This is a genomic window from Streptomyces rhizosphaerihabitans (assembly GCF_025399795.1).
Lineage (GTDB): Bacteria > Actinomycetota > Actinomycetes > Streptomycetales > Streptomycetaceae > Streptomyces > Streptomyces rhizosphaerihabitans.
On sequence record NZ_JAODTZ010000023.1, the window covers coordinates 58,635 to 75,741 of the forward strand.

The window sequence follows — 17,107 nt, forward strand, 5'->3', positions numbered from 1 at the left end:
ACGGCCGTGCCGTCGGCCGGACGCCCGCCGGGCCAGGTCACGGGCAGTGGTACGTGAGCCCCGTCGAGACGGTTCGGCGCACGGGTGAGAGCAGACGCAGCTCGGCGCGGGCCGTGTAGCGGCCGTTGCCCTGGAACGTCCACAACAAGTGCAGCCGTGCCTGTTTCTGGCCACGCGTCATGTCCTCGTGCAGGACGTCCGAGGAGGTGCCGTCGCTGCGGACCCAGCGGTACGCGAGTGAGCCAGGCCTGCCGTTGGTGGTGACCGTGGCCGTGACATCGGCGGTCTCGTCGCATCCGGGTGAGGGCGACAAGGTGGAGACCGCGACGTCGTCCACGCCGAGGGACGGCGCGGAGCGGTGCCAGAGGAGAAAGGCGACGACTGCCAGCAGCACCACGGTGGGCAGCGCGTGTCTGCGCCAGGTCCGGCGGCGTACCGGGACTGCCGGAGGAACCCCGGTGACCCGGCGCATGGTGTCGGCGTTCACACCGGGTCCGAAGCGCAGCAGGGTTCCCTCGACCCGGTCGGGAGGTGTCTCCTCGGTCGTGGAATCAAACAGCGCCACCGTCGCCGCCATGGGACCCGACAGCGCCACCGTCACCGTGTCCCCCGAGAGGGGAAGCGTGTCGGGGGAGTCCGGCCGTTGGATCCAGTGGCTGGCCAGCGCGGTCGCGCTGTAGTCGTCGTCGGGGGAGGGGGCGCCCGCGGCGCCGGGGTGTTCAGTCACGAGATCATGCACCGCCGCGTCAGTAGCTGTTGCCAGGCGCCGCCGTCAGCGGAGGCCGGCTGGGTCCTGGCCTGGACACCCCAGTAACAGCCCGCTCCCTGGAACGTATGGCCGAGAGCGATGGTGTACTGGGTCGAACCGCTGCGCTGGTACGTCTCTGTCGCCCCGTCCTGGGCTCCGGCCTGCCCGCTGACCTCACCGGTGAACCACGCGACCGTGATGGTGACCGGTCCGGTTCCGTCGGTGGTGACGGTGGCCGTCGCCGCCGCGGTCGCCGTGCCCGTCTGCCGGAAACCGCTGAACGTGACGGACTTGACGTTGACGCCGATGGTGGGCGACGGGGAAGTCGTGGTGGGCTCGGACGTTGTCGCGGCCGGTGACGTCGGGGGCGCGACGGTGGCGGACGTGGAGGCGCCGGCCGTCGCGGACGCCGACACGGTCGGCTGGGCGGTGGAGTCCGTGGCCGAGCCGGAAGGCGTGGGCGCATCCGAGGTGGCTGACGAGGAGGACGGAGTCGGCGATCCGGGGTCCGCCGACGCCGTGGGGCCGCTGCCACCGGTCGGCTGTGCGCTGGTGGTGGCGAGTGCCTCCGCCGCTCTGCGCGGCGTGCCGAAGTCCGGAGCGTGCCGGTCGATGCCGTACGTCAGGAGGAGGGCCGCGACGAGCGCGGCCCCCGACACGAGCAGTGTGCGCAGGCTCGGCTGCCAGGCACGGAGCCAGTCGGGTGTCCCGCCGAGGATCGTGCGCGCCGTGTCCGTGGCCCGGCGCGGAACGGAGGGGACGGAGGGAAGCAGCAGCAGGGACAGTGCCGCCAGCGCCGCGAGCCGCCCGCGACCGCGCTCCTCCCAGTCCGGGCCGTACGCGCCGCCGGCCGTGGCCTCGAGTTCCGCGACGAAGTCCTCGGCATGGGCGGGCCGTTGCTCGGGCGACTTGGCGAGGCCGCGCTGGACGAGGGAGCGCACCGGTTCGGGGACCTCGTCGGCGGGGATGGCTCCGTCCACGTGCTGGAGGGCGAGTTCGGCCAGGTTCCCGCCCGTGTAGGGCTTGCGGCCGGTCAGGCACTCGAAGAACGTCGCGGTCGCGGCGTACACGTCGGCGGCCGGCGAGGCGGGGGCGCCGGTCCACTGCTCGGGAGCCATGTACGACGGCGTGCCCGCGATGCCCGCGGTGGTGCCGTCGGTGGCGGCGATCCCGAAGTCGACGAGCTTCGACGTGCCGTCGGGACGGACGAGGACGTTCTCCGGTTTGTAGTCACGGTGGACCACGCCGACGCGGTGGGCGTCGGCGAGGCCGAGCAGCGAGCCCTTGAGGAGGACCAGCGCGGCTTCCGGATCGAGGGGAGCCTCCCGGGCGAGCAGGGCCCGCAGAGACACGCCGTCCACCAGCTCCATCACGATGGCCGCGCCCTCCGGCCCCTCCACGTACTCGTAGAGGCCTGCCACATGGGCACTCCGCAGCCCGCCGAGCAGCCGGGCCTCGGCCCGGAACTCGTGCACGAAGCCCGGACGGGTACGCAGCGACTCACTGAGGTACTTGACCGCGACCGGATGGCCGGTCTCCTCGTGAACGGCCAGGGCGACGCGTCCGCTCGCCCCCGAACCGAGCTCGCGGGATTCGGAGTAGCCCGGTACCGCCCATGTGCTCATGACCCATGCCTCCCCAAGACGTGGGGCGCGTGAGGCATTCCGGTCCCCACGCGCTCCAGTCGTGTGCTGTGAGACACGATTGGAGCCACTTCGGTTGCAGGCGGCCGGGGAGCGGATCGCCCGCCCGCCGTCACTCGCGTCACACGGGCTGTAGCCGCCGGTCCTCGCGCCACCTTGTTCGCCGGCCGACCAGTGCCTTCGGCGGCGTGTTCAGGGGGTCGCGAACGAAACGATGACGCGGGCCGGTGTCCGGAAGCTGTCGGAGTCGATGGAGGAGCGTTCGATCAGGATCTCGGCGCCCGGCCCCCCGTCCGTGCCCGTGGCCTGGTAGCTCCAGGCAGGTCCCCTGAGCGCCGGGCCGCACAGCCCCTCGGGTCGTTCGCCGTCGCCGAGCCCGTACGGGCTGCCGTACCGCTCGTCGGGCAGGGGCGTCCCTTCCGGGACGACGCCCGCGCGATGCAGGTAGTCGGGCATGAGATCGCTGAGGAAGGAGACCTCGGCGACGCCATTGCGCGTGACGTAGTGAATGTCCGAGGCGTCGGCGGGGATCGGAACACCCCCGGCCGAGATCACGTTCGGCAGCCGGCTTTCGCTGCCGTCACACGCCCGTGTGTCCCCGAACGGATGGAACAGCTCGTCCTGGAACAGCCACACGAACCCTCCCGCCATCAGCGCGAGCACGGCACCCACCACGCCCGCGCACCCCAACCACCGCCGCGATCCGGGGCGTTCGTGCTCCGGGTCGCTCTCGTCGTCCGGATCGTCCGCGTACGGGGCCCCGTCCACCCCATCTGCGTACGGGGCCTAGTCCACCGCGTCCGGACCGGCACTGCCGAAACGCATGCGCTACCCCAGCTCGGCGATGTCCTCGGCGCTCAGTTCGAGCGCGCCGGCGGCGATGTTCTCCTCCAGGTGGGCCAAGGAGCCGGTGCCGGGGATGAGGAGGATGTTGGGTGACCGGGCCAGCAGCCAGGCCAGGGCCACCTGGGGCGTGGTCGCGCGGTGGCGGGCGGCGACGGACTCCAGGTGTTCGGCGGTGACCGGCTGGAAGCCGCCCACCGGGAAGAACGGGACGTAGGCGATGCCGGCTTCCGCGCAGGCGTCGACGAGGGGGTCGTCATCGCGCTGGGACAGGTTGTAGAGGTTCTGGACGCAGGAGATCGGCGCGATCTTGCGCGCCTCCGCGAATTCGTCGGCCGTGACGTTGGAGACGCCCAGATGCCGGATCAGGCCCTCGTCGCGCAGCGCCAGCAGCGCTTCCAGCGGTTCGGCCAAGGACGGGGTCCCGGTCTCGGCGAGGTCACCCAGCCTGAGGTTCACCACGTCCATCCGGTCCAGGCCGAGCGAACTGAGGTTCGCCTCGATGCCGCGGCGCAGATTGTCGGCCGTGAGGCCCGTCTTCCCGGCCGCCGGCAGGGCGATGTCGGCGCCCTCGACCAGCGCGCCCACCTTGGTCACGATCACCAGGTCGTCCGGGTAGGGGTACAGGGCCTCCCGGATCAGCTCGTTCGCCGACACCCCGTCACGTGCGTAGTAGTACGAGGTGTCGATGTGGTTCACCCCGAGTTCCACGGCACGGCGCAGAATCCCCAGTGCGGTGTCCCGGTCCGGCCGGTCGCCTCTCGGCCAGCCGGTCAGCTTCATCGCGCCGTAGCCGATTCGTGCGACGCTCAAGTCGCCGCCGAGTGCCCATCGTTCAGTCGTCACGATCACCACCCTAGACCTCCGGCGCAAGGGTGATATCGGTGCCGAGGGACCCGTTCGGAAATGGCTTGCGGCCCGCGAGTCGTCTCGGTCGGGCCGTCGTACGACCGGCAGCCCGCCCCTCTCGAGGCGCGCACCACGAGGGCGTGCACCACAGGGCGCACGGCACGCGGTGTGCGCCCTATGGCGTACACCCGCACGGAGCGCGATACATCGGCGTACGCCGTACATGACGCGCGCCCGTGCGTCGTTCGGGGACAAGCCGGGGTGCACAGGAGACGCTGCTCCTGAGCAACCGACCCATCGGGCCCGACGCCGAGTCGTCCCGCATCCCGGCCCGTACCGCCGCAGCCCCGCACGAAGGAGTCCCCCGTGACCGAGACACCGTCGACCTCGGCAGCCGACGACGCGTACCGCTTCGACGACCTGCGCGCGCTGTTCATCAACTGCACCCTCAAGCCGGCACCCCAGCAGAGCCACACCCAGGGGCTGGTCGACAAGAGCAGCGCGATCATGGAGGCGCGGGGAGTCACGGTCGAGGAGGTACGTGCCGTCGACCACGACATCGCGCCGGGCGTCTACCCGGACATGACCGAACACGGCTTCGCCACGGACGACTGGCCGGCCATTCAGGAGCGGGTGATGGCCGCCGACATCCTCGTCCTCGCCGGGCCGATCTGGCTGGGTGACAACAGCTCGGTCACCAAACAGGTCGTCGAACGGCTCTACAGCGGCTCGGGACTGCTCAACTCGGCCGGTCAGTACGCCTATTACGGGCGGGTCGGCGGTTGTCTGATCACCGGCAACGAGGACGGTGTGAAGCACTGCGCGATGAACCTCCTCTACAGCCTCCAGCACCTCGGATACACCATCCCGCCGCAGGCCGACGCCGGCTGGATCGGCCCGGCGGGTCCCGGTCCGTCGTATCTCGACCCGGGTTCGGGCGGCCCCGAGAACGACTTCACCAACCGCAACACCAGCTTCATGACCTGGAACCTGATGCACATGGCCGCCCTGCTGAAGCGGTCCGGCGGTATCCCGGCCCACGGCAACCAGCGTTCGCAATGGGACGCGGGCTGCCGTCCTGACGCCCCGAACCCCGACTACCGCTGAGTCACAGACTCCGCGCGGGCCAGTCCAGCAGCCGGGCGCCGATGACCGCGGTCTGCAGCATGTAGCGCTGCGCGGGGTCGGCGGGGTCGGCCCCGGTGAGCTGGTGGATGCGTTCCAGACGGTACGTCAGGGCGCGCACGCTCAAGGAGAGGTGGCGGGCGGCCGCGGCCGCGACGCAGCCGGTGTCGAAGTACGCGGTGAGGGTGTCCAGGAGCGGCTGGGCGCCACCGCGGGCGCCGGTGAGCGGCCCCAGCGCGGCGAGGACCAGGTCGGCCATCGCCTGGCGGTCCCGGGTGAGAACGGGGTAGACGAGCAGGTCGGCTGCGCGCAGCACCGGAGCGTCCAGGCCGAGCCGCTCGGCGAGTTCGAGGGTGTTCAGCGCCTCCTCGTAGGACTGGACGACCCCGCCGGGGCCGGGCTGGGGCCGGCCGATGGCCACCTGCCCGCCGTCGGTCGCCGCGTGCGTCTGCTTGGCGAAGTGGGTGAGGACGTCCTCCTGTTCGCCCGGTGCGACGCACAGCATCCTGCCGTCCTTCGTGGTGAACAGGATGTTGCGGTCGCCGAAGCGGGCGATGAGGGACTGTTCCACCCGGCGGGGGACGGGCGCCGACTCGTCGTAGGCCGTCGGGCCCTGTGCGACGGCGACGGTGTGCGCGTGGGAGAGCCGCAGACCGAAGCGTTCCGCACGCTCGGCGAGGCGGCCCAGGTCGCTGCGCCCGTAGAGGAGGTCGTCGATGAACTCACGGCGCGCGGCCTCCTCCTTGCGTACGGCCAGGAACTGGGCCCGCCCGTAGCCCTCGGCAAAGGCGTCGATGACCTGTTGGACGGCGGCGAGCGTACAGTCGGCCGCACCTGGCGCGGCGGGCCAGGCGGCGCGGGCCGCGGAGAGGTGGGCGCTGACGAGGGCGGGCAGGCCGTGACCGGCGTCGGCGGCCCGTTCGCCCAGGGTCCGCCGGGACTCGATCTCGTCCCGGGTGAGGCGCCTGCCGGTGACGGAGACATCGGACAGTATCCGGGCATAGCCCTCCAGATACTGCTCGGTTATCTGCCGTTCCATCACATTGTCCCCCGGTTTCTTGACGGCCCGGTGACGACTTCTTGGCGGTGACCGGCACGCAGAGACTAAGCAACACTGCCGGGAACCGGCAATGCGCCCCTCACGCGCCGCGATGCACCCTGTGGGCAGGGGAGCACGGCGGATGGTCCTGTGCCGGACACCGGCAGAGTCGGCGGTGGCCGGCACAGGACCGGAAAGATGCCCGGGGGCGCCGGAAGCGGGCCGATGGCGTCGGTCTCAGGGCGCGGGCCAGTTCCGCAGCAGCGCGTCGAGGGCGTCCAGGACACGCGACCAGCTTTCCTGCGAGTCGGGGGCGCTGTGGCTGAACCCTCCGCCCATCTCCAGGCTGACATAGCCGTGGAACACACTGCCCAGCATCCGGACGGCATGGGTCTGGTCCGGTTCCGTCAGGTCGTAGCCGCGCAGGATCGCCCGCATCATCCGCGCGTGCTTGACGCCGGCGCTTGCCGCCGCCGTCTCCGGGTCGAGCCTGAGCTGCGCGGCGGCGTAGCGGCCGGGGTGTTCCCTGGCGTAGTCGCGGTAGACGTTCGCGAAGGCGGTCAGGGCGTCCTTGCCTGCCCGTCCGGCCAGCGCGGCGGCCCCTTGCTCGGCGAGCTCGTCCAGCGCGAGCAGCGCGATCCGGGTCTTGAGGTCGTCGGAGTTCTTCAGGTGCGAGTACAGGCTCGCGACCTTGACGTCGAACCGTCTGGCCAGCGCCGACACGGTCACCTGGTCGAAGCCGACCTCGTCGGCCAGCTCGGCCCCGGCCTGTGTCAGGCGCTCGGCGTTCAGTCCCGCGCGAACCATGCCCTTCCTCTCCCTCGGCGTAGTCGATTATGCATTTGCCTAATACCTTTAGGCAAATTACCGTGAGTCTTATGAAGCCGTTGACCGAGCAAGAGATCCGTGCCGTGTTCGTGAACTGCACCAAGGGTGAGGCGAAGCGCCTCTCCGTCCCGCGCGACCTGGCCGACCGGCCCTGGGGCGACCTGGACTACCTCGGCTGGCGAGACCCGCAGGCGCCGGAACGCGCGTACATCGTGGCCGAACTGGACGGCGGCCCGAAGGCCCTGCAGCTCCGCTGCCCCGGTACGACCTCGGGTCAACTGCGGCGCAGTATGTGCTCGATGTGCGTGACCACCCACACCGGCGGGGTCTCCCTGATGGTCGCGCCCAAGGCGGGGAAGGCCGGACAGCAGGGCAACTCGGTCGGCGCCTATCTGTGCAGCGACCTCGCCTGCTCGCTGTACGTACGGGGAAAGAAGGACGCCGGCGTCGGAGGGCGGCTCCGTGAGTCGCTGACCCTGGAGGAGAAGATCCAGCGGACCGTGGTGAACCTCGCGGCGTTCATCGCCAAGGTGACCGCCTGAGTGACTCTCCGGGCGTACGGCACCCGAGGCGAGGACGCGTCGGCCTGTCGGAGCCCGTGGCACGGCGCTCGGCCGCGGTGGTGGGCAGAGCCGCCGGGATGTGCGGGATCCCGGCGCGGTACCGGCTCGCCGTGTCGGCGGCGGGCCGCGGCGCGAACGCCGCGGCCGTGGCACCGGACTTCACCATGTCCTCGAAGGGGCGGAGACCACCTCCGGGAGAGGGCACATCAAGGTGTTCGGTGCGGAGCCGCGCCGGACATGGACGGCCGTCGCGAGCGCCCCACCGTTCCGCCCACGGTCGCGGAGGGGACCTCCAAGTCCCGTGCGGCGAACCGAGGTTGACGGGGTCAGTTGCTGTCCGCCACTGCCTTCGGCTCCGTCGGCCGGTCCGCGCTCGGTGCCGGCGCCGTCGGCTCCTGAGCATCGACGGCCGTGTAGAAAACGGAACTTCCCTGCTTGGCGCGGTGTGCATGGCTCTTGGCCACGAGGTTCTCGAGCGTCGTCCGGACGACGTTGGTCTGGATGCGACGGTCGGGGTGCGTCTGGCCGAGCGCCGTGGACACCTCCGCGGCGGAGCGCGGTTCCCGCTGTTCCGTGAGGTAGCGGCGGATGAGATCGATGAGCGTGGGCTGAGTCGAGGTGGCCTCGGCCGCCGGCTTCTTGGCTGCCGATGTCCGCGCCGCCGTCTCCTTCACGGCGTCGGCCTTCTTGGTCCGCGTGCGCTTGCCGGCGGCGGACTTGCCGGGAGCCTTCTGGCGGGGCACCGAGGACGCCGGCTTCGGCGCGGGCTCGGCCTCGACGAGCGCGCCCGTGGCGCCCAGTGCCTGGTGCAGGTTGGTGAGGACCGCGTGGTCGTGCTGCAGAGCGTTCAACTGCTCCTGCAGTGCGTCGATTTCCAGACCGACGCGCTCCTGCTCCTTGGCGTTGCGCTCCAGGTCGCCGACCACCTGAGCGGTGTACTGCGATGTCAGTTCGGTGGGAGTCTTGGTGTCGGGCACGATGGAGACCTCTCTTCGGCGCGCGGTCGCCACATGAACACACCGGGAAGGTGCCGGAGGGCGGGGCGTGTTCCTGTCGACCGGGCTGCATGGCTGGGCGGCCGCACTTGATGCGTATGCCCCGGCTTACAGATAGTACGGACACTGTTGGCCTGTTGTTCCCTTCGCGTGCTGGTTCGCCCCAAAGGGGAGCTCGGGTTGTGGTGCCGGATTGACACCCACAGGTGTCCTCAGTGCTCCGCACCCAGCCGCAGACGCGGGGTCCGGCACGCGTTCCCCCAAGCTCTTCGTACAGCGCGTTCCCCCCAAGCTCTTCGTACAGGGGGACATCGGCGGAGCATGCCCGGAGCGTCGCCGCGATGTCCCGGACGCGTTGGTGGTGGTGCCGACTGGGTCGGTGGCTTCCGGGTACCCGGCCACTACGAGAGGGCACGGGCGAGGCGATCGGGAGCGAGGTCGGGCGATGGCGGTCAAGGCGATGGGCTGGGCGCACTCGTTCCCGGTCTCCGGAGGCGTGAGCGCCGGGCGGCGCTGGACCCGTGGGCACCTGGAGTCCCTGGCGTGGACGGCCGAGGAGCCCGAGACGGTGGACGCCGTCGTGCTGACGGTGTCCGAACTGCTCACCAACGCCCACATCCACGCTCACAGCGACGCGTATCTCGTTCTCACCTGGGACGGCGACTGCCTGCACGTGAGTGTCCACGACGAGGACTCCACACTGCCGGTCCAGCGTGATCCGGAACCCGGCGCGGTGTCCGGCCGTGGGGTCGGCATCGTGCGGATGCTCGCCGACGAGTGGGGCATGGAGTGTCAGCGGCACGGGAAAACGGTCACGGCGTGCTTCCGCCCGGTCGGCGCCCGACGGCGACAGGACGGTGACGGTGGCTGAGGCTCCCTGCCGTTGGTGGGCGGAGTGCGTGCGTGGTGTTCGACGTGCCGATGCCGATGCGACAGATGTCATGGCCGGCGGAGCGGAACCCGAAGTGACACGAACACCGTTGAGCGCGGGGCCGACTTGCTGTCGTCCCCGCGCTCGGTGTGCCGACAGGCAACGGCACGCGAATGGTGTGCGGTCACCGACGGCGGCAGGCCGCTGAAGTCCCTCCCGGCCCCTGGCCCGCGCGACCCGGTCCCGTCGTCGGCGACGCTCCTCGCGGATGTCGGGACAGAGCGCATGGCCGGGCGCCACGAGGCCGGGTCGGATCGCCTCGGACAGCCGCGGCTCAGCCGTGCCGAACGGCGGAGAAGCTGTGCGTGCCCGCACGCAGGCCGGAAACCGTGATCCGTCCGTCCGTGACCCCGACGTCGCGGCCTGCCGACGCCCGGTGCCCGCCCCAGAGCACGCGCCCGCCCTTTCGGAGCGTCACATCATGACTGTCCACCGGGAACGCGACCGCACCCCGGGTTCCCGCGGGCACATGTACGGTCAACGCGAAGACCTTCGCGGTGTTCTCCCACGAGACCGCCAAAGGGCCCTGGGGTGTGGGCAGTTGTCCTTGGGCCCAGGCGATGCCGCCAGGGTGCGGCCGCACTTCCCAGGTGGCGTATCCGGGCGATGTCGGTACGGCGCCCAGCAGTTGGTGCGTCAACGCCGGGAGAACGCCCGTGGACCAGCCGTGCGCCATGCTGGTGTAGGCGCCCTCGTACAACGACCCGCCGGGACCGATGCCCTCCCAGTTCGTGATGCCGGGGTCGTGGCTGTCCATCCAGCCGTATGTGCGCCGGATCTGGTCGATGGCCGACTCGGCCCGGCCGGCCTCGAAGCGCGCCACGATCTCGGGGTACGAGGTGAAGGCGTACACACGCTGCGAGGCATCGCCGAAGATGGTGTCGTTGTCCATGAACGCGTTGCCGTAAGGCCGTTGCGTGGTGGCGTCGAGATGGGCGAGGGCCGAGGCGGCGCGTTCGCTGTCGGCGACACCCGCGGTGATGGCGATCGCGTTGCCGTCCTGAGCGTGCCTGACCGGTCCCGTCGCGGAGTCGAGGTAGGCGCCGGCGGCCTCGTCCCACAAGTGGGCGTTGATGGCGTCCTTGACCGACGCGGCCCGCTGGGTCCAGCGGTTCGCGTCCCCCTCCCGGCCCAGCCAACGTGCCATCAGGGCCGCGTCGTTGAGGGCCTGGACGTAGTTGGCGTTGTAGTAGGTGATGCGTCCGGTGCGGTTCAGGAAGGCGTAGTCGCCGTACCCGCCCGTGCCGTTGAGACCCTTGCTCAGGAGACCGGCGCTGTCGGTGACAGTCGGATACCAGGTGTCGAGCACCTTCAGCAGGTTCGGGTAGTAGCGGTTCGCGTAGGAACGGTCCCCCGTGTAGAGCACATAGTCCCAACTGCAGGTCACCCACCACAGCGGATAGTCGAACAGGGGCAGTGCGTAACCGGAGATGGAGGCGGGAGGGATCCAGCCGTCGGCACGCTGATGGTCGGCCAGGTCGGCCAGGACGTTGCGTGCGGCGGCGGCCGCGTCGTCATGCGTCAGATAGAGAGTGCGCGCGGACACCGCCAGGTCGCCGACATAGGGATCCCGGTCGCGCTTGGCACCGTCGTGCAGCACCGACTTGCCTTCGAGCGAAGGGCTCCAGGCGTTGCGCGGGTCGACGTCGTCCTGACGGAAGGTGTCCGTGACCAGCTCGTTGGTGTACGAGGCTCCGTACCAGTAGCGATTGAGGTCGTCGTCGGAGCACAGGAACCATCCCCGGTAGGTGCTCGGTGTGCCCAGATAGGCGCTGAAGTCGAGGCCGACCGAGTCGATCTCGACCGTTCCCCACGGCTGGGCGGCAGGCGCGTCGCCCGCCAGTGCGTCGAGTGTGATCCTGAGATAGCGGAAGCCGTGCAGTCCGTCCGCGTAGACCTTGTCGCCCGCCTGAAAGCCCTTGTGGTCGCTCCAGTCCGCGCCCGCGGCCGGTACGGCGAACTGGTCGGTTCCCTGACCCGCCCCGCCGGACTGGTCGGAGCGGGTGAAGTCGGAGCGGTCGGTCAGGAACTGCTGGGTCTCGGAGAACGCGAGCCGCACACCGGGGGAGTTGTCCGACGCGGAGGTGAAGCGGACGCGTGGGTATCCCACGACGACTTTGCCGAAGTCCACCGTGACGCTGGGTGCCACCACCGGCGCGACCGGCTCCGGCCACACCTCGTTGACCCGGGTGAAGGCCCCGCGCGGAGTGTCCTGGACGCCCGTCACCGTGACGCGGACCTTGGTGGTGGACACCTTGGCCACGAACGGCACGGCTCGCTGGATGACATCGTTGTCTGCGACGGTGGCGACCTTCTGCCACGCGCCGTTCTGCCACACGTCGACCGTGAAGGCGGTGGGGACGCCGTCGCTGTTGGAGATCAGCGTGATGCCCGACAGTTCCCGCGTCGCCGGAAGCGTGATGGTGAGGGTGTCGGGAAACACGCCCAGCGTGTCGTCGTTCCAGAAGGTGCCCGGATCGCCGTCGATGGCGTTCTTGGCGTCGTAGGTGCGCGGTTGTCCGTCGTTGCCGTTGTTGCCCGCGTGGGCGGAGGAGGCCTCGGCCACCGTGCCTTCGGGCCAGCGCGGGGCCGGTGCGGGCCGGGGGCGCCGCAGGACGGTGCGGGGGCCGCCGGGTTGCAACAGGCCCTCGGGGCCGACGACATCTCCGGTGGAAGCGATGACGCGTACGGGCTGTACCGCACGCGACGCCGGAGCCTGGACGTAGCCCTGCCAGCCTGTTCCGGAGCGGGGCGCGGTCGAGGGGGTCGCCGCACCGGCCGGTCTCTCGGCGGCGGACGCGGTCCCCGCGGCAGGGAGGCCCGCGGCGGACAGGGCGAGGGCGCCGGCCCCGGCGGCGATGACCCTGCGCCGGGGGAGACCGGACCACGGGGTGTTCTCAGAAGTGCTGTTCGACGGCATGACGCCTCATTCCTCAACTGATTGAAACGATTCAATCGTGGTGGGCGAGGTGACGCTACCTCAGGAGCCGGGCTGCGTACAGAGATTGGGCCGGGCCCGGCTGCGTGGGTTGTCGGCCTTCGGGCCGAGTGGGGCCGGTGCGCGTTCGCCGCCGAGCCGCGTTTGTGCCTGTCCGGCCGGCGGGCGACCGTGACCGGTCCGGTCCGATCGGCGTCGGCGGACGCCTGTGTGCTCACCACCCCGAGCCGGCGACATGTCGGCCCGGCACTCCACGTACAGGCACCTACGAGGACACGTTCGGCCGGCTCAGGGTTGTACCAGATTTTGTAGGCGGCTCCGAGTTGCGGATCAGGCCTACCAGGCGGTTTCGCTTGGATCACCGGGCGGACCAGGTGAAGATGCCTGCGATGTGGAGTCCGGCGAGGTAGATGGTGGCGGTCTTCTCGTAGCGGGTGGCGATGCCTCGCCACCGCTTGAGGCGATTGATGCACCGTTCGACGGTGTTGCGGTCCGGGACGCCATGGATGAGCTGAACGGCCGCCCCGCTGGACCGGACGGTGCCCGGCCGTTGTCGACGCCTACCCCGCGGCCGCCACGACTCGTACGCGGTCGCTTTCCCGGCCGGAGAGGAACGACGACAGTTCCTGGCCCTGTTCGGCGACGGCGGCCCGTTCGGATGGGGACAAGGAGCGCAGCGGGGTGACGACCACGGTGTCCGCCTCGGCCTTCCAGGTCGCGGCGACCCGGCCGTCGAGCAGTACCGCGCGCTCGCCCGCGACCGAGAGTCCACGATGGGCGGCGTCGACGATCCGGCCGCGGTCCTGGTAGCCGAGGATCGCGTTGTCGAACGCGGGGAGGAACCGCACCGGGGCGGGTGTGTCGGGATCGGGGCGCGGCGCGTCGGGGAGGTCCAGCAGTTCCCGGCCCGACTCGTCGCGGAAGGACACCAGCTCGTCCCGTACGGCGGCCACCGCGGCCGGCAGCCCGGCGAGGCCGCACCATGCGCGCAGGTCGGAGGACGTGGCGGGGCCGAAAGCGGCCAGGTACCGCCGGACCAGGGCCTGGCCGACCGGGTCGCAGCCGTCGGGGGCGGGCGGGTCCACGTCCCGGCCCAGCCAGGAGGAAAGGAGCACGTTGCGCACGCCCGCCTTGGTGCGCCACAGTCCGCGGGGCGGTGTCTGCGCGACCGGTACGAGTGCGGCGACCAGCATTTCGCCCAGGGCTCGCCGTCCTGGCGCGGGCCAGCGCGTGGCCAGTACGCGCACCATGTCGGCCGCCGTGCGCGCCTCGCCGTCGGCCATCAACGCCCGTCCCGCCTCGGCCAGTTCGTCGAGATCGACCCCGTCGAGCTCGCGGCGGTAGGTCCCGAGCACCTTCTGGCGCAGCATGGCGTCATAGCGGGCTCGCCAGCCCCGGACGTCGTCGGCGGCGAGGAGATGCACCGTGCGGCGCATGAGGTGGGTCCGCACCACGCCGCGCTGGATCAGCAGGTCGTCCAGGACCGCCGGGTCGAACGCGTGCAGTCGCGACCAGAGTCCGACGAAGGGTTCCTGCGGTTCCTGGGCCTGCAGGCCGCACAGGTGCGCGACGGCTTCGAGGACCGGAACGTCCGCGCGGTCGAGCAGCAGCTGACGGGCGAGCGTGGCCCGGTTGAGCGCCCGGCTGCCGAGAACGGTCATCGTGTCACCGCGCGGCGCTCGTCACGGGTGCGCGACTGTCCGGAAGGGCGTCCGGAGGGGCAGGTCTCCGGGGTGGACAGGCCGCCCCGCGGCACGGCCGTCGAGCCGCGCCGGTGACGGCTGCCGCCGGCGCGGCCGGCCCGCTCTCCACGGGGCATCGAGGGAGATGCGGTCGGGGTGGTCACGGTGATCGCGTCCTTCCGGTCGGTCGGGTTGTCCGGTACGGGAGCACCGTCGCAGGAATAGAGGTCAGGATGTGTCCGCTGCGCGGGGCAGTACCGGAGCCGCGCCGGGGCACCCGAGCCATGATTTTCGGCGCGTGTTCGAACCCGCCGCGCGGCGACCCGGACGGCACACTCGCCGGGCGTGGTCGTGGACTGCCGCCTATCTTGGATTGGTGAATGGCTCCAGCGTTCCACCTGAGCGTGGGGATCGTGCAGACCGGCCGGCAAGCCATCGAACCGACTACGCGGGCGCCATCTACGGCTCGATCCTGGCCGCCTCCGTGGTGGCCACCGCCGGAACGGGAGGGGACTACCCACGGCTCCAGGCCGTCGTGCTGCTGGTGATCACCGGCCTGGTCTTCTGGGCGACCCACGTCTACGCACAGCTCGCGGGGGAGCGCATCGTCGGTCAGGCCTGGTCCTGGCGGGAGATCCGCCGGATCGGTGCGCACGAGTGGTCCATCGTCGAGGCCGCCACCCTTCCTGCCGCCGCCGTGGCCCTCAGCGCCGTGTTCGACATGAGTGTGAACACGGGGCTGTGGATCGCTCTGGGCATCGCGGTGGCCCAGCAGGTCATGTGGGCGTGCCTCGGAGCAGCCCGGGCGGGCGCCTCCCGAGGCCTGGTCATCGCCGAGGGCTTCGTGAACCTGGCCCTCGGACTGATCATCGTGGCCGCCAAGGTGGTCCTCAAGCACTGACGGCATGGCCGCACGAACGTGTCGCCGCGGCCGTGTCCGGACGTACGAGCGCCCCCGAGTCCGGACAACTCGTTAGCCTGGAGCGGAGGGGGAGGCTCGGGTGACGGCCCAGAGGAGGCCGGTATGGCTGATGTGACTTCTGAGGCCAGAGGGGACGACGGGCCCCATGGTGGACCTGGTGCACCAGGTGGACCGCGTGGCGCAGGCACCCCCCGCTATCTGCCCATCGCAGACCACGGTCTGATCGGCGACCTGCGCAGTGCGGCTCTGGTCGGTACGGACGGCACGATCGACTGGTACTGCTGCCCGCGCTTCGACGCGCCCAGCGTCTTCGCCTCGATCCTGGACGCCGACCGGGGTGGCTGCTTCGAACTCGCCGCCGACGTCCCGGTCCGTACGAAGCAGTTCTACTTTCCCGACACGAATGTGCTGATCACCCGGTTCTTCGCGGACGACGGGGTCGGTGAGATCCAGGACTTCATGCCGATCGTCGACGACTCGCGCGAGGCCCGCCGGCACCGCCTGATCCGCCGTGTGGTGTGCGTCCGCGGAACACTGCCCTTTCGCGCGCGGGTCGCCCCCCGCTTCGAGTACGGGACGGTCCCGCACACCGTGCGTATGCATTCCGGTCAGGCTGTCTTCACCTCGCCCGCGCTCATCCTGGCCCTGACGTCCACCGTGCCGATCGAAGTCGCCGGACAGGACGTATGGTCGCTGTTCAAGCTGCACGAGGGGGAGTCCGCGGTCTTCGCCCTCGACCAGATCGACGACGAGGTGGGCCCGCGCTTCTGCGCCGTGACCGAGGCGGAGAGGGACTTCAACGCCACCGTGCGCTACTGGCGGCGCTGGCTGTCCCGGTCGCGCTACCGCGGCCGCTGGCGGGAGATGGTGCACCGCTCCGCCCTCACGCTGAAACTGCTCACGTACGCCCCCACCGGCGCCATCATCGCCGCGCCGACCACCAGCCTGCCCGAGAGGATCGGCGGCGAGCGCAACTGGGACTACCGCTACGTGTGGATCCGCGACGCCGCGTTCTGCGTGTACGCGATGCTGCGTCTGGGCTTCACCGACGAGGCCGAGGCCTTCATGGGCTTCCTCGCCGAGCACGTCCAGAGCGATATCCCCGAGAATGTCGGACCGGACGGCCCGCTGCAGATCATGTACGGCATCGACGGGCGCCGTGACCTGCCCGAGCGCGAGCTGACACACCTTGAGGGGTACCGCGGATCCGCTCCCGTACGTATCGGCAACGGCGCCGTCGGCCAGCTCCAGCTGGACATCTACGGCGCCCTCGTCGACTGCCTCTACCTCTACGACAAGTGGGGGCAGCCCCTCTCCAGTGCTCACTGGGACACCGTCAGCGGGCTCGTCGACTGGGTGTGCGACAACTGGGACCAGCCCGACGAAGGGGTGTGGGAGACCCGCGGGGGCCGCAAGCCCTTCCTCTACTCCCGCCTCATGTGCTGGGTGGCCATCGAACGCGCCATGCGGCTGGCCCGGCACCGCGGCCTGCCCGCCGACGTCATCCGCTGGGGCACCGTCCGCGACACGATCTACCGGCGGATCATGAGCCAGGGCTGGTCCCCCTCGCGCAACGCTTTCACCCAGACCGAGAACAGCGACATCCTCGACGCGTCGCTGCTCATGATGCCGCTCGGGAAGTTCATCTCCCCGACCGACCCGAAATGGCTCGCCACCCTCGACGCCCTGGGCGAGGACCTGGTCTCCGACTCCCTGGTCTACCGCTACGACCCGCAGGCCAGCCCCGACGGCCTCAAGGGCGAGGAGGGCACCTTCTCGATCTGCTCCTTCTGGTACGTCGAGGCGCTCACCCGCGCGGGCCGTCTCGACGAGGCCCGGCTCGCCTTCGAGAAGATGCTCACGTACGCCAACCACCTCGGCCTCTACGCGGAGGAGATCGGCCACACCGGTGAACAGTGCGGCAACTTCCCCCAGGCCTTCACCCACCTCGCCCTGATCAGCGCCGCCTTCAACCTCGACCGCAAACTCGGCTGACCCCCT

14 protein-coding genes and 1 pseudogene are annotated in these 17,107 nt (G+C 70.6%); 5 read left to right on the plus strand and 10 right to left on the minus strand.

The genetic code is table 11. The features are described from left to right. Positions 1–37 precede the first annotated feature (37 nt). The 4 genes from N4G66_RS23060 to N4G66_RS23075 all read right to left on the minus strand — a co-directional run bounded on the left by N4G66_RS23060 (position 38) and on the right by N4G66_RS23075 (position 4,080). Entirely contained in the window at positions 38–727 is a 690-nt protein-coding gene (locus tag N4G66_RS23060; protein ID WP_261706065.1) for a hypothetical protein, read from the minus strand. Then, positions 724–2,373 carry a serine/threonine-protein kinase gene (locus N4G66_RS23065; protein ID WP_261706066.1) on the minus strand — a complete coding sequence of 550 codons (1,650 nt, stop codon included), beginning with the start codon at positions 2,371–2,373 and terminating at the stop codon, positions 724–726. The genes N4G66_RS23060 and N4G66_RS23065 overlap by 4 nt, the downstream gene beginning before the upstream one ends. Before the next feature lie 210 nt (positions 2,374–2,583). After that, positions 2,584–3,159 (minus strand): hypothetical protein, encoded by a 576-nt coding sequence (locus N4G66_RS23070; RefSeq protein ID WP_261706067.1) that lies wholly within the window; start codon positions 3,157–3,159, stop codon positions 2,584–2,586. 60 nt (positions 3,160–3,219) lie between these two features. Next, positions 3,220–4,080, minus strand: coding sequence for an oxidoreductase (locus tag N4G66_RS23075; protein ID WP_261706068.1), 861 nt, complete (start codon positions 4,078–4,080; stop codon positions 3,220–3,222). Between the two features lie 369 nt (positions 4,081–4,449). On the opposite strand from N4G66_RS23075, the gene N4G66_RS23080 reads away from it, so the two are divergent. After that, on the plus strand, positions 4,450–5,190 hold the full coding sequence (locus N4G66_RS23080) for a flavodoxin family protein (RefSeq protein WP_261706069.1): 741 nt from the start codon (positions 4,450–4,452) through the stop codon (positions 5,188–5,190). Between the two features lies 1 nt (position 5,191). Here N4G66_RS23080 and N4G66_RS23085 read toward each other — a convergent pair whose 3' ends face one another. Both N4G66_RS23085 and N4G66_RS23090 read right to left on the minus strand, forming a co-directional pair. After that, positions 5,192–6,247 carry a PucR family transcriptional regulator gene (locus tag N4G66_RS23085; RefSeq protein WP_391858862.1) on the minus strand — a complete coding sequence of 352 codons (1,056 nt, stop codon included), beginning with the start codon at positions 6,245–6,247 and terminating at the stop codon, positions 5,192–5,194. A gap of 237 nt (positions 6,248–6,484) precedes the next feature. Beyond that, on the minus strand, positions 6,485–7,054 hold the full coding sequence (locus N4G66_RS23090; RefSeq protein ID WP_261706071.1) for a TetR/AcrR family transcriptional regulator: 570 nt from the start codon (positions 7,052–7,054) through the stop codon (positions 6,485–6,487). 71 nt (positions 7,055–7,125) lie between these two features. On the opposite strand from N4G66_RS23090, the gene N4G66_RS23095 reads away from it, so the two are divergent. Further along, positions 7,126–7,617, plus strand: coding sequence for an FBP domain-containing protein (locus tag N4G66_RS23095; RefSeq protein ID WP_261706072.1), 492 nt, complete (start codon positions 7,126–7,128; stop codon positions 7,615–7,617). A 347-nt stretch (positions 7,618–7,964) separates the two neighbouring features. Here the strand turns inward: N4G66_RS23095 and N4G66_RS23100 are convergent, their stop codons facing one another. Next, positions 7,965–8,615 (minus strand): hypothetical protein, encoded by a 651-nt coding sequence (locus tag N4G66_RS23100; RefSeq protein WP_261706073.1) that lies wholly within the window; start codon positions 8,613–8,615, stop codon positions 7,965–7,967. A 463-nt stretch (positions 8,616–9,078) separates the two neighbouring features. Here N4G66_RS23100 and N4G66_RS23105 point away from each other — a divergent pair, with 463 nt between their 5' ends. Further along, positions 9,079–9,504, plus strand: coding sequence for an ATP-binding protein (locus tag N4G66_RS23105; RefSeq protein ID WP_261706074.1), 426 nt, complete (start codon positions 9,079–9,081; stop codon positions 9,502–9,504). Between the two features lie 334 nt (positions 9,505–9,838). Here the strand turns inward: N4G66_RS23105 and N4G66_RS23110 are convergent, their stop codons facing one another. The 3 genes and pseudogenes from N4G66_RS23110 to N4G66_RS23120 all read right to left on the minus strand — a co-directional run bounded on the left by N4G66_RS23110 (position 9,839) and on the right by N4G66_RS23120 (position 14,163). Beyond that, positions 9,839–12,484: an alpha-L-rhamnosidase-related protein gene (locus N4G66_RS23110; protein WP_261706075.1), complete on the minus strand. Its 2,646-nt coding sequence runs from the start codon at positions 12,482–12,484 to the stop codon at positions 9,839–9,841. Between the two features lie 376 nt (positions 12,485–12,860). Next, positions 12,861–12,995: pseudogene (locus tag N4G66_RS23115) on the minus strand (IS5/IS1182 family transposase); the annotation flags it as partial. Positions 12,996–13,062: 67 nt separating this feature from the next. Further along, entirely contained in the window at positions 13,063–14,163 is a 1,101-nt protein-coding gene (locus N4G66_RS23120; RefSeq protein ID WP_261706076.1) for a winged helix DNA-binding domain-containing protein, read from the minus strand. Between the two features lie 397 nt (positions 14,164–14,560). Between N4G66_RS23120 and N4G66_RS23125 the strand changes: the two genes are divergently transcribed. Beyond that, a complete protein-coding gene (locus tag N4G66_RS23125; RefSeq protein WP_261706077.1) occupies positions 14,561–15,085 on the plus strand; it encodes a hypothetical protein in 525 nt (174 codons plus the stop codon). Between the two features lie 123 nt (positions 15,086–15,208). Further along, a complete protein-coding gene (locus N4G66_RS23130; protein ID WP_261706078.1) occupies positions 15,209–17,101 on the plus strand; it encodes a glycoside hydrolase family 15 protein in 1,893 nt (630 codons plus the stop codon). The last annotated feature ends 6 nt before the right edge of the window (positions 17,102–17,107 follow it).